Below are 12965 nucleotides of genomic sequence, written 5' to 3'. Positions count from 1 at the left end.
TCGACAGCTCCTTTTCTATATTTTTATGTCTGTCCTTCCTTTTTTGGAAAGACAGATCACTAATTATATAGAAAAGACACGTTTACCCGGTGGGAAAAAACAGCCATCGGTGAGATAAACGTCTCACTGACGGCTGTTTTCAAAAAATGATACAAAAATCTGTTCGATAATTTTGTAATCTGAATCGCTAAGCTGAAGACCCTCGCTTTGCACATTTGCAAGCAATTGCTCTGGTGTACGCGCGCCTGGAATTACTGGTCCAATCAGCGGATTCTTCATGTACCATGCAAGGACAATCTGCGCCACCGTCGCATGATAGGTCGCAGCGATCGGCTTCAGCTGCTCGACTTTCGCAACATTTGCTTTTAGCTGATCCGGTTTATAGAGATCAATGTTTAAACGATGATCCCCTTCTTCAAAATGCGGCAGATTGTCCGGAGCGTAGCGCCCAGTCAGAAGAGCAGCAGCGAACGGTTCATACGGAACAAATGAGATGTGCTGTTCACTTAAATATGGTAGTAATTCCTTAACCGCATTTTGCTGAAGCAGATTGTACTGATTCTCCACCAAGTCGACATAACCATCTGCATCTGCCTCTTTCACCTGATCCAAATTAAAGTTAGACACGCCGATCGCGCGAAGCTTTCCCGCTTCTCTCAACCGTTGCAGCGCGCCGACAGCTTCAGCCTTGGGCGTGTCTTGATCGGGGAAGTGAATATAAAAGATATCCAAATAGTCGGTGTGCAGACGTTGCAGACTTTCATCCACGGATTTAGTTAAAAACTCTGGGGTGTTGTTTAAGGTCACCGTTCCATCAGCAGCCACCTGCTGCGCACCCTTCGTTGCCACGACCACTTTATGCCGGTCATTCTTTTGCAGCACCTCGCCAATCAGTTCTTCAGAATGCCCAAGCCCGTACATAAATGCTGTATCAATCAGCTCAACATCATGGTCGATCGCTGACTGAATAACCTTTTTCCCGACTTCGTCATCCAGATTCGGAAACAGATTGTATCCGCCGATCTTGTTGGTTCCAAGGCCGAGAGGGTTAACGCTCAACTCTGTCCGTCCGATTTGAATCTTTGCCATTAAATCACCCGCTTCTCTATAGATTACTTTTATCGTAAAAAACAATGCCTGTGACCTTAAAGCAGCCTCGGTGATCAGCCGACCGTTCATTTGCCAATCACATGTCGTATACATATCTCAATTAATCTTCATTGCGCAGCTTTTTCCGCATGCTGTTTCTTTATTTTTTCAAGCAAAATTCCATCTAAATATAAGTCCAATGCGGTTAATGCCAACAATTGAGCACCGAGAGGAATTGAAGCGAGTCCTTTTTTGCTTGCTGCTGCTTCCTTGAACGCAACCGTATGTCCGCCAATTGGTTGATCAGAAATAGATAGTGTCGGTTGAATGGTCGGAATCACCTGGCTGACATTACCTACGTCACTCGATCCACCTAGTTTTCCCGAATCCTTTTCATAGGGAATCTTAAATGCTTCTAAATGCTTTGCAAATAGTTGATCAAACGATGGTGTGAGAATCATATGATCTACCTTATTCTGATAAAGACCGAACTTATAGGTAGTACTAGTGGCTAATGCTGCTCCCTTAACTATATTCAGAACTTTTTCTTTGACTTCATCCAGTTCCGGACGTGTCGCGGCCCGGAGGTAGAACTTTGCCGACGCATAATCCGGTATCACATTCGGCACATCGCCGCCGTGGGTAATGATCCCATGAATTCGGATATCCTCCTTTAACTGCTGGCGCAGCGCATTGATCCCGTTAAAAGTTAGAATAATCGCGTCCAGCGCGTTAATTCCCTTCTCAGGAGCGCCTGCCGCATGAGCAGGTTTCCCAAAGAATTCAATAGAAACCGGATCATTGGCTAGTAAACTCCCAGACAACTTATTCTTATATCCCGGATGGACACATAATGCAGCATCTACATCGTTGAAAAATCCATTTTTCACGAAACTTTCTTTCGCGCTTCCGTTTTCTCCGCCTTCCTCTCCCGGAGTACCGTATACCCTGATCTCACCGCCTAAATCATCAATGAGTGAGCGAATAGCGACTCCTGCCAAAGAGGAAGTAGGCCCAAACAAATTATGTCCGCATCCATGTCCCAATCCGGGTAACGCGTCATATTCAGCCAAAAAAGCAATCGTAGGACCCGGTTTGGATGATTTATAGCGCGCGTCAAATCCTGTGCGATGACCGGCCACATCCTTTTTCACATCAAATCCACCCTTTTGTAAAAGGTGAATCAACACATCAGAAGAATGAAATTCATGATTGCTTACTTCCGGATGATGATGAATGTCTAGCGATGCTTCCTGATATTCTGTTGTATTCTGTTCAATAATCGCTCTAATTTTCGTTTTGTATTCTTCTACACCCATTGTCTCTCACCCCAGTTCAAAAAATAAGAAGCACAAAGCTGAAACAGCAGTAAATGATCGCAGTCAAAAACTCATAAGCTAAATAATGATTGATTCTCGTTTTCTTCTCTTGGTGTTTCTCATTCTTCCAACTGCCTTTAAAGAAAAATCGTTTACAGCACTGTATAAAGAATGCAAATACTCTTTCACGAATCAGCCATTGAAACGTTGCCATAATACTTAACGAAAGCGCCAATAAAAAACTTGAGTTGGATAAGGTAAGGATATCAAAACGGCCGCCTTCCCACAGAACGAAAAGATAAAAGATCGGCAGTGACCATAATAAACAGTTAATGAGCGTTATTCGTTGCTTGTGTTTTCTCATACGCTAATTGTCCCTTATAATTCTCAATCTGATTTTCCGTGCTTAAGATGTAATGGTTGGTTCCTATTTCATGGATTCCGCCGATAAGATCATCTTCGTTAACATGATAAATAATGCGAGAACGCTTTTTATCCGCATACGGATCAGCGTACGGAATAGCAGACAGCAGGCTTTTTGTATAACTATGAATTGGATAATGATAGATTTCACCGGCATCTCCGGACTCAACAATTGTGCCGCGATACATCACAGCTATTCGGTCGCTAATATGCCGCACCATTGAAAGATCATGGGCGATAAACAAATAAGTAAGCTGTTTTTCTTTCTGCAGCTTTTTCAAGAGATTGACAATTTGTGCTTGTATGGATACGTCAAGAGCAGAGATCGGTTCATCACAAACGATCAATTTAGGCCGTACCGCTAAGGCCCTGGCAATACCGATTCGTTGACGCTGTCCGCCGGAGAACTCATGTGGATAGCGGTTGGCATGTTCCGGATTGAGACCGACCGTTGCCAATAGCACTCTGATTTGATCATTTCGATCCTTTTTCGATTTAGCCAGATGGTGAATATCGATGCCTGCACCAATGATATCCAAGACCTTTTTCTTAGGATTCAGTGATGCATAGGGATCTTGAAAAATCATTTGAACATTTCGATGAAATTCCAACTGTTCTCTTTTTGATTTGATTCGTGAAATATCCTTGCCTTCGAAATAGATCTTTCCCGCCGTCGGCTGGTACAAGTTAACAATACTTCTCCCGGTTGTTGTTTTTCCGCAACCGGACTCGCCCACGAGCCCAAATGTTTCTCCTTCGTATATATCAAAACTAATACCATTGATCGCTTTCACTTCATTTTTTTTACCGCGGGAATAAATTTTCTGCAATCCCTTTACCTGAATCAATTTTTTTCGTTCACTCATCGTACCCCTCCTTATGCCTTTGATGATAAATGTCATACCGACGCTGAATGGACGCAGGCACTGCTATTTTAGGAGCCCGCTTGTCCAATAACCACGTTGCCGCGTAATGAGTCGGCGATACTTGGTAAAGAGGCGGCTCAAAGTGAAGATCGACTTCAAGCGCATAAGGATTTCTTAGATAAAATGCGTCTCCTTTGGGCGGATGAATTAAATCAGGCGGCGAGCCGGGAATCGCATACAAGTCTTCCTCTGTTTCTTCTAATGATGGAATGGATTGTAATAATCCCCATGTATAAGGATGCTGCGGCAGATAATAGATTTCTTCAGTTTTGCCAAACTCGACGATCTTCCCTCCGTACATCACCGCAACTCGATCGGCAACCTTTGCAACAACGCCCAAATCATGGGTGATAAAAATAATCGACATTCCTGTTTTTTTCTGTATTTCTTTCATCAGCTCAATGATTTGCGCCTGAATCGTCACATCCAAAGCCGTCGTCGGTTCATCGGCGATTAAGACTCTAGGATTGCAGGCTAACGCAATCGCGATGACAATTCTCTGCCTCTGACCTCCTGAAAACTGATGCGGATAATTTTTGTAGCGTTCCTCACTATTCGGGATGCCGACAAGATCCAACAAATCAATGGCCCTTCGCTTTGCTTCGTTCTTTGAAAGATGTAAGTGATGGATCATCGGTCTGGAAATTTGTTTTCCAATTTGCATCGTCGGATTAAGCGAGGTCATCGGATCTTGAAAAATAATTGAAATTTCTTTCCCACGAATTTTTCTTAATTCCTTCGGTGTTTTTAACAGCATTTCCTCATCTTCATAAAAGATCGTTCCTTCGTCAATTGAAGCATTTTTTGAAAGCAGTCGAATGATGCTTCGGCATGTTACCGACTTTCCGGAACCGGATTCTCCTACAATCGCTAAGGTTTCTCCTCGCAATAAATCAAACGAGACTCCCCTGACCGCGTGAACTTTCCCAGAGAATGTGTCAAAGGAAACCTGTAAATTTTTCACGGACACTATTTTTTCAGTCATTGGATTACCCCTTCATCTTCGGATCAAAAGCGTCTCTGAGTCCATCAGCGAAAATGTTAAACGAAATCATGATTAAGCTGATGACGAGCGCCGGATACCACATTAAATGCGGATAAAATCGAAATGTCTGGTATCCGTCATTAATCAGTGTTCCTAAAGAGGCGCTGGGTGCGCGCATGCCCAACCCAATAAAGCTTAAAAACGCTTCAAAGAAAATGGCAGTTGGAATGGTGAACATGGTTTGAATAATAATGACACTGCTTAGATTAGGAAAGATCTCGCCAAGTGCGATTTTCAATGGACTTTGCCCCAGAACCTTGGCTGCCAGAACAAATTCCTGATTTTTTAATTGTAATGTCTGCCCCCTAACGACCCGGGCCATCGTGATCCATCCGACCAGAACCATCGCCATCACGATCGATACAATTCCGGGTGGAAACACGAGCAGCATCAATACGACAACAACAAGTGTCGGCACGCCTGAGATGATCTCCAGGATGCGCTGCATCACCGTATCAACCTTGCCGCCAATCCAGCCTGAGGTCAGACCATAGGCCACACCGATCGTCAGGTCAAGAAAAGCGGCGAAAAAGGCGATAAGCAGCGAAATTCTTGTTCCAAAAAGCAATCGTGAAAGCAGATCCCTGCCGAATTTATCCGTACCTAAATAGTAATAGCTTCCGGAAGGCACCTGTTTTTGTTGATACACATCCACCCAGCGATCTCCTTGTTTCGCATAACCGTTAAATCCATTAATCGAGACCCCGGGAATTTTGGGCGGTAAAAAAGAATATCTGACTTCCTGAGCATTAGGATCATGCGGCGTTATCCAGACCGACACGATTGAAATGAATAAAATAAGAAGCAATACGACAAAAGAAGCGACTGCCCCTTTATTTTTCTTTAATCTTCTCCAGCTGTCTTGATAGAAGTTAACCGATTTTGTCTGGATTGCTTCGTTTTCATAAGCTTTCTCAGAATGATGTAGTCTGAAATAGTGATCAGGGATCTTTTCGATCGGACGTACAGGTTCGCTCATTCTTCATCCCCCTCACTCAGGCGTATCCTCGGATCGATCAATACATAGAGAATATCAACAACCAAGATAACGGCGACCAGTAAAGCAGAGTAGAGAATGGTGAGACCCATGATTGTAAAATAATCATTTGAAAGAATTGATTTGATGAATTGCTCACCAATACCGGGAACGGCAAAGATTTTTTCAATGACTAAAGAACCGACCAGCAAGCTGGCAACCATCGGACCTAATATCGTGATAAGCGGAATGACCGCATTTCTTAAGCCGTGTCTCGCGGCTATTTCCCATTCTCCTATTCCAGTGGCGCGCGCTAATTCAATAAAATCGCTATGCAAAACGTCGATCATCTCAGTTCGAACAAATCGAGCCGCGTCCGCCATTGGAGCGAATGAAAGGGCAATCGTTGGAAGAACGGTTGAATAAAATCCCTGATCCCACAATCCGATCGGCAGCCATTGCAAATGAATGGCGAAAATAAGCTGTAAAAGAACCGCAAAAACAAAGTTAGGAACGGAGCGTCCGAGAATCGCGGTCAATGAAGTGGAGGTATCAATCCATGTATTCTGAAACATGGCTGAAATAATGCCTAGAATGATCCCAACCACTGTACCCAAAATAATGGCCTGAATGCCCAGTTGAACAGACGGACCAATTCTGGCCGCAATAATTTTTCCCACCGGCTGATCGCCGAATTGCAGCGATATACCGAAATCACCTCGGGCGATACCGGCCATGTAGAGCAGATACTGCTCGGCAACCGGTTTGTCTAAACCATAGCGTTCATTCATCACTTTTTTCTGAGCGGAAGTAATTTTTTCTTCATTTCCATAGGGAGATCCCGGGAGCTTTTGCATGAGAAAAAAAGTAACCGAACTGATTAATAGAATCGTAACCAGCATGTAGATGATTCTTTTACCTATGAATTTTATCCATTTAGCCAACCCAAAACCTTCCCTCCAAAGAACATCAATAAAAAAGAGAGGGGCAGAAAAAGATCCCCTCCCTTTTTGTAATGATCGATCATTATTTCACAAAATACGCACGTGTTATGTCAAGGGGGGCTCCAAGATTATGTGTTACGATTCCCTTAACTTTCGTATTCACCAGGTAGTTTTCCGCACCTTGATCTAATGGAATAACCACTTGTTTATCCAATAAATACTTTTGAGCTGTCAGCAAATCTTCCCATCGATGATTTAGATCGGTCAAATCCTTTGTTTTAATTTTATCGATCAGCTGATCATATTTAGGATCGTTAAATTTGGCGTGATTATGTTCAAACGTTGAGTAGAACTGATTTAAATAGCTCACCGGATCAAAGTCTCCGGTCCAGCCTCCGAGAGCTAAGTCAAACTTATAGGACATCATTTTCTGGAAACGGACCTTTGCAGGAACGTTGCTCAAATTAATCTTTACTCCTGGAAGTGCTGTTTCTATTTGACTCTGCAAGTATTCACCGACATCCTTAGAGACATCATCGTCAGTAGTCAATAAGGTAAAAGATACTTTGTTCTTGCCAAGTTCTTTCTTCGCTTTATTCCATAGTTGCTTTGCCTTTGCGGAATCATGCTGCACTAGGTTTCCTGCCGCATCCGCGAAATCTGTTCCATCCTTCGGACTCTTCGCAATGCCCTTTGGAATTGCTCCGGTCGCCGCCCTGGAACCGTCTGCAAGCACATTGTTAACGAGTTCATTGCGATCAATCGATAAACTTAACGCTTTTCGCAGATTTTCATTTTGCAGATCTTTATTTGAGCTTGTCCCTAACTCAAGATTTGTTGCGCGCAGTGCTAAAACTTTCTTATATCCCGGATCATCTTTGTACTGCTTAATAAAGTCACCGGATAGTGCCGCGGCGTCAACGGTACCGTCTTGATACAGATTAATACCGGTTGCTGTTTCTTTCACAACCTGTACATTAATCTGGTCTAGTTTAATATTTTTCTTATCCCAGTAATTTTTGTTTTTCTTATACTTCCATGTCAGCCCGGTACCGTCCCAGTCAGTCAGAACAAATGGTCCGTTGCTCAACGTATTCTCACTGCTTGATCCGTATTTATCGCCCTTCGCAGTTACGAATTTTTCATTTTGCGGGAAAAGATTCTCATCAGAAAGTGTTTCTTCAAAATATGCGTCCGGATATTCCAAGTTGACCTGAAGCTTTGTATCGGAAAGTGCTTTAATGCCTAACTCGCTTTTATCCTTTTTTCCTTCATTGATGGCTTGCGCATTCTTTATATTGAAGTATGTGCTGGCATTTTGTGCCGCCGTCTTTGGATCAAACAAGCGCTGCCAGGCAAAAACAAAATCCTTTGCCGTCAACGGATCGCCGTTAGACCATTTCAAACCTTTCTTAATATTAATCGTGTATTCTGTTTTCTTATCATTTGTCGCCTTTGGACGCCCGTCGGCAATGGCGGGAACAGGTTCATTTTCCCCGTTAATTTTGTACAATCCTTCAGCAAAAATATCAATTTGTTCTGAGCTTGCCGTGTCATATTCTTTCACTGAATCGGCAGTTGGCAGTTCGACAGTCGCGATCCAATTCAATACCTGTTTGTCGGCCAAATTGCTCGCCGATTTTTTATTTGATGAAGCATCGTCTCCACTTGTGTTCGCTCCACAGCCGACTAATGATGAAACGACGAACAATGCGCCAACGAGCATCATTACCTTTCTTTTTATCTTCCCCATGTTTTCTACCTCTCTTTTTTGAAAAAACTATTCTGTTGCTGTTCTGTTTTGAATCTCCTGATACAGTTGACGTCAATGCCAACAACAGCATTCTTGATGTTTATTGTCCAATTTCATCATAGAAATTCCCCCCATTGTTGATGTTTCTCTGCTGCACTTGCCTCTATTCGGCATTGATAACAGTATAAGAATTAATCCACAGTAAGTCAATGTGTTTTATTATATTTAGATTAGATTTTTCTTCAGTAAAGGTGAATATTCGTTTATTAACAATTACTGGCTCCATGCACTGTATCAATAGCTGCTGACCGCCAATCGTTTATATTTAGAGTAGGGCTACAGAAAACTCTTGAATAAATAGGCAACTTATCGTAAACTACATTAAAACCTTATAATTAATAAATGATTCTTATCTAGAGAAGCTGAGGGACTGGCCCAATGACGCTTCAGCAACCGTCGTTTCGCGACAAGGTGCTAATCCCAGCCGGTAAAATGTGCCGGAGGGATAAGAAGAGACTTGAACGCGCAGCCTTCTTCTCCCTCGAAGAAGGCTTTTTTGCATCGAAAATATGCTGAGTCAATGAAATCTCTTCGGACAGACCGACTTCACCAATCGGTGCGGTTGTAACAGAATCATTAAACAAGAAAATTATTTTGAGGAGGCAACAGAAGTGACAGTAACCGCTGCAAAACAGGCACCATTCAGATTCGACCAAGTAGGAAGTTTTTTACGCCCGACCAAATTGAAAAGGGCTCGGGAGAAATTTGACTCAGGAGAAATTGACAAAACAGCATTAACTCAAGTAGAAAATGAAGAAATAAAAAAAATTGTTGAGAAGCAAATTCAATCGGGACTGAAGGCAGTCACAGATGGAGAATTCCGCCGCAGCTGGTGGCATCTTGACTTTCTTGCCGCATTAAACGGTGTCGAAAGCTATTCTCAAAATGCAAGTTATAAATTCCAAGGAGCAAAAACACGCGATACAAACGTGCGCTTCGTTGACAAGGTTTCCTATAACCCGGAACATCCTTTTTTTGAAGCATTTAAATTCATGCAGAGCATCGTACCGGAAGGCATTCTGGTCAAGCAGACAATTCCTAGTCCAACGCTCTATTTCCGTGATCATCGCAGCAATGAAGCCGATCATTGTTACGCTACGCGTGAAGCATTCTTAGCAGATTTGGCCACTGCCTATCATCAGACGATTCAGCGATTTTACGACCTTGGCTGCCGTTATCTTCAACTTGACGATACAACTTGGGCCTTCCTGATCGATCAAATTATAAATGCCAAGAATGCTGAGGAAAAGGCAAAAAACGAACAAATTGCTGAAGACGGTGTGACTGTAATCAACGAAGCTTTAAAACGACTTCCTGAAGATTTGACCGTAACGACCCATATATGTCGTGGCAACTTTCGGTCTACATTCCTGTTTTCCGGCGGCTATGCACCGGTCGCAAAATACCTTGCGCGACTAAATATCGACGGTTATTTTCTTGAATACGACAATGAACGCTCCGGCGACTTTGCTCCGCTCGGTGAGCTATTTAAAGAAGACTCCAATAAAAAAGTTGTCCTTGGTCTGGTAACCTCTAAATTTCCCGAACTTGAATCCGTAGTCGGATTGCAGAAACGAATCGAAGAAGCAACAACCTATGTCCCACTGAAAAACCTTTGTTTGTCCACGCAATGCGGCTTCGCTTCAACCGAAGAAGGGAATAAACTTACCGAAGCACAGCAATGGAAAAAAATCGAATTGGTTGTCGCTGCCGCGAAAAAGATCTGGGGAAACGCCGATTAATCAGCGCTCCGGAGCAATCAAAATGCATTTATCTTAGACAAGTCCACATAGAAAAACCGCTCAGTCCTGTTACGGCTGAGCGATTTTTTTATAACAGATACTTCTCTAATAATCAGTGATAAAAACAAATTCATTTCTCAGTATGTCGCTTATCTCTAATAGACCGCTTGGCAGTATTTAATTACAAATCCAAATGCATCCGTTGTCGAAACTCCTTTACTTTACTTCGGCTGACCGGAATCTCGGCTTTAAGATCGTTCAAACGTACGAGATAGGTCTGATTAAACCACGGCACAATTTCACGGATTTTGGACAGATTGACTGTATAGGAGCGATGACAGCGAAAGAATAACTTTTGGGGCAGCATCCCCTGAAATTCGGACAGGCTCATTGGCATTGTATACTGCTGATCGTTGGTATACACCAGCGTCACTTTTTCGTTTGCTTCCGCATAATAAAGGTCATCAACATCTTTGACAATGATTTTCTCATCATGGCGCAGATTGATCCGCCTCGGATGAATTGATTCGTCTTGTGCGGCTGCTTGATCACGTGGATCAATTATTTTTCCTATCGATTGATGATCACGCCGAAATGCGGTCTCCAGTTTGGCCAGCATCGGTGCAATCCGCTTTTCATCATAGGGCTTCAAAATATAATCGAAAGCCTCCAGTTCAAAGGCTTTTGCCGCATGTTCCTTATAAGCCGTAGTGAAAATAATATACGGCTTCCGTTTGAACTTGCTGATATTGCTTGCTAAAAGCATACCGTCAAGAGATGGAATATTGATATCCAAAAAAATTGCATCGGTCTCATTTTCCTGTAAAAATTTCAACACATCAAGACCGTCTTCGAAGCAGTCTGTAATTTCGATTGAACTGTATGTCTTGATTAAGAACTCAAGTTCATCACGCGCTAATTGCTCATCTTCAACGATAATTGCTTTCATTAATCCACCTTCTTAATGTCGAAGTAAACGTCCGTACCGGGCGACAAATGGCGAATAATCAATCCGTTCCCATAAATTAATTTTACGCGCTGATGAACGTTTAGCAAACCGATTTTCTTTGCCGGCATTTGCTCTTGATACAAGTGATCAATCGTGTTCTGATCAATACCTGGTCCGTTATCCCTCACATGAATACGAACACAATGATTCAATGCTTCTACGCTTATCGTAACCTTGCCTTGGCCCCCCGCTTTCAATGCGCCATGCTTGATCGCATTTTCCACGAGCGGCTGCACCAGAAGGCTGGGAATTTTTATATCGACCGGATCAAGGTCATAGTCTACCTCCAGTCGGTGGCCGAATCTTGCGCGCTCGATTTCGACATAGTCCTTTACCTGCTGAATGGCCTCATTCATATCAATCAATTCGTCTGTTCGTTCGATATTCGAACGCATATATCCGGATAAATGGATAATCAATTCACGTGCTTTTCCCGGATCTCTGCGCGTCAGAGATGCAATCGTGTTCAGTGCGTTAAAAAGAAAATGCGGATTGATCTTGGATTGAAGTGCCCGCAGTTCTGCCTTGCTCGCCGCCTCTTTGATTTGTTCCATTCGGGAAATCTCCAATAAGGTGGAGATCATCTGTGAAAGACCGATTGCCAGTGTCTGCTGAGAATAGGTCATTCTTGTCGCTTTGCGATAGTATGTCTTAAGCGTCCCTGTAACTTCATCCTTTTCTTTTAACGGAATAATAAGTACGGATTGTATTTGCGGCAGATGATGCTCCGACGAATCGTTTGAGAAGGTAATATGGCCTTGCCTAATCACCTTTTTCGTCAATTCGCTGACGATATTTTTGCCGACCGTGTAGCGTTCCTCACCAAAACCAACGTATGCAAGAACGGTCTCTTTATCCGTCATCGCCACAGCATCCGCATGAATTTCTTGTTTAATGATGCTGCAGATTTTTGCCAGAGAATTCTTATTAACAGAACGAAAATAAGGAAGTGTCTTGTTAGCGATGTCCAGAGAAAGCTTCGCCTGCATCGCAGCGATTTTTTCCTTTTCTCCTTCAACACTCATGACGAGCAGAACAATGAAACCGATATTGACTTCACCTAAGATCATTGGCAAGGCAATCTGCGAGACAATACTCCAGCCGCGTTCAAACGAACCGGCCATCAAAAGGATGAGCACCATCGTTAACAGTTCGCAGAACATCCCGCCGGCGATACCATAGATCCAGCGCTGTGATTTCTTTACCTTTTTATGAATCCATACCGAAACAACTCCGGCAAATGAGCTTGTAATAAAGCATGGAAGTGCCGAAACGCCTCCGATATCAATCAAATAGCGGTGTGTACCGGAAACGAAACCCGTAATCATGCCGACCGCCGGTCCAAATAGAATGCCACTTGATACAATCGTTGCGATGCGGACATTCACGAGTGATCCTTCCACGTGAATCCCTGAATAAGTACTTAAAATGGCAAACAGGCAAAAAATAGATGTCAAAATCGCAAGCTCGGTTGGCGAATGCTTTTCGCGCTGCAAGATCTCTTTAAAACGCGGGATCCGAGTGATTAAAAAAAGAAAAACAATCAATAATGCCGCCCGCTCGAATAATTGAAACAGCATCGTCACAAATGATGTCATCGTGGTTTTTCACCCGCTTCCAGCTCGTAATGGTACCGATTTCATAATCATTTTAGCAAACTTTTGCAAATCTGCGCCACC

General features: G+C 43.1%; 10 protein-coding genes and 1 riboswitch. Of the genes, 1 reads left to right on the top strand and 9 read right to left on the bottom strand.

The annotated features are described in order from the left end of the window. Positions 1-123 precede the first annotated feature (123 nt). From NIE88_RS05360 to NIE88_RS05330, 7 genes are all read right to left on the bottom strand, one after another. A complete protein-coding gene (locus NIE88_RS05360; RefSeq protein WP_253059865.1) occupies positions 124-1089 on the bottom strand; it encodes an aldo/keto reductase in 966 nt (321 codons plus the stop codon). A 128-nt stretch (positions 1090-1217) separates the two neighbouring features. Then, a complete protein-coding gene (locus NIE88_RS05355; protein ID WP_253059863.1) occupies positions 1218-2408 on the bottom strand; it encodes a M20 family metallopeptidase in 1191 nt (396 codons plus the stop codon). Between the two features lie 329 nt (positions 2409-2737). Next, positions 2738-3697, bottom strand: a complete 960-nt coding sequence (locus NIE88_RS05350; RefSeq protein WP_253059861.1) for an ABC transporter ATP-binding protein — start codon at positions 3695-3697, stop codon at positions 2738-2740. Continuing rightward, positions 3690-4742 (bottom strand): ABC transporter ATP-binding protein, encoded by a 1053-nt coding sequence (locus NIE88_RS05345; protein WP_253059859.1) that lies wholly within the window; start codon positions 4740-4742, stop codon positions 3690-3692. The genes NIE88_RS05350 and NIE88_RS05345 overlap by 8 nt, the downstream gene beginning before the upstream one ends. A gap of 4 nt (positions 4743-4746) precedes the next feature. Further along, positions 4747-5781, bottom strand: coding sequence for an ABC transporter permease (locus NIE88_RS05340; protein WP_253059857.1), 1035 nt, complete (start codon positions 5779-5781; stop codon positions 4747-4749). Continuing rightward, positions 5778-6722 carry an ABC transporter permease gene (locus NIE88_RS05335; RefSeq protein WP_253059855.1) on the bottom strand — a complete coding sequence of 315 codons (945 nt, stop codon included), beginning with the start codon at positions 6720-6722 and terminating at the stop codon, positions 5778-5780. Before NIE88_RS05335 ends, NIE88_RS05340 begins: the two co-directional genes overlap by 4 nt. Positions 6723-6804: 82 nt before the next feature. Then, positions 6805-8475 carry a peptide ABC transporter substrate-binding protein gene (locus NIE88_RS05330; RefSeq protein WP_253059853.1) on the bottom strand — a complete coding sequence of 557 codons (1671 nt, stop codon included), beginning with the start codon at positions 8473-8475 and terminating at the stop codon, positions 6805-6807. Positions 8476-8881: 406 nt separating this feature from the next. Then, positions 8882-8987: riboswitch (SAM riboswitch) on the top strand. Between the two features lie 159 nt (positions 8988-9146). On the opposite strand from NIE88_RS05330, the gene NIE88_RS05325 reads away from it, so the two are divergent. Continuing rightward, entirely contained in the window at positions 9147-10277 is a 1131-nt protein-coding gene (locus tag NIE88_RS05325; RefSeq protein WP_253059851.1) for a vitamin B12 independent methionine synthase, read from the top strand. 181 nt (positions 10278-10458) lie between these two features. On the opposite strand, the gene NIE88_RS05320 is transcribed toward NIE88_RS05325, so the two are convergent. After that, positions 10459-11226, bottom strand: a complete 768-nt coding sequence (locus NIE88_RS05320) for a LytR/AlgR family response regulator transcription factor (protein WP_253059849.1) — start codon at positions 11224-11226, stop codon at positions 10459-10461. Next, positions 11226-12884: a sensor histidine kinase gene (locus NIE88_RS05315; protein WP_253059847.1), complete on the bottom strand. Its 1659-nt coding sequence runs from the start codon at positions 12882-12884 to the stop codon at positions 11226-11228. Before NIE88_RS05315 ends, NIE88_RS05320 begins: the two co-directional genes overlap by 1 nt. Positions 12885-12965 lie beyond the last annotated feature (81 nt).

The organism is Sporolactobacillus shoreicorticis (genome assembly GCF_024125445.1).
Classification (GTDB): Bacteria; Bacillota; Bacilli; order Bacillales; family Sporolactobacillaceae; genus Sporolactobacillus; species Sporolactobacillus shoreicorticis.
This window is presented reverse-complemented; position numbering and strand designations above follow the sequence as displayed.

Bases quoted from the DNA above. Each gene is read 5' to 3' on its own strand.
- NIE88_RS05315 (WP_253059847.1), bottom strand. From the start codon at position 12,884: ATGACATCATTTGTGACGATGCTGTTTCAATTATTCGAGCGGGCGGCA.
- NIE88_RS05350 (WP_253059861.1), bottom strand. From the start codon at position 3,697: ATGAGTGAACGAAAAAAATTGATTCAGGTAAAGGGATTGCAGAAAATT.
- NIE88_RS05355 (WP_253059863.1), bottom strand. From the start codon at position 2,408: ATGGGTGTAGAAGAATACAAAACGAAAATTAGAGCGATTATTGAACAG.
- NIE88_RS05330 (WP_253059853.1), bottom strand. From the start codon at position 8,475: ATGGGGAAGATAAAAAGAAAGGTAATGATGCTCGTTGGCGCATTGTTC.
- NIE88_RS05360 (WP_253059865.1), bottom strand. From the start codon at position 1,089: ATGGCAAAGATTCAAATCGGACGGACAGAGTTGAGCGTTAACCCTCTC.
- NIE88_RS05340 (WP_253059857.1), bottom strand. From the start codon at position 5,781: ATGAGCGAACCTGTACGTCCGATCGAAAAGATCCCTGATCACTATTTC.
- NIE88_RS05320 (WP_253059849.1), bottom strand. From the start codon at position 11,226: ATGAAAGCAATTATCGTTGAAGATGAGCAATTAGCGCGTGATGAACTT.
- NIE88_RS05345 (WP_253059859.1), bottom strand. From the start codon at position 4,742: ATGACTGAAAAAATAGTGTCCGTGAAAAATTTACAGGTTTCCTTTGAC.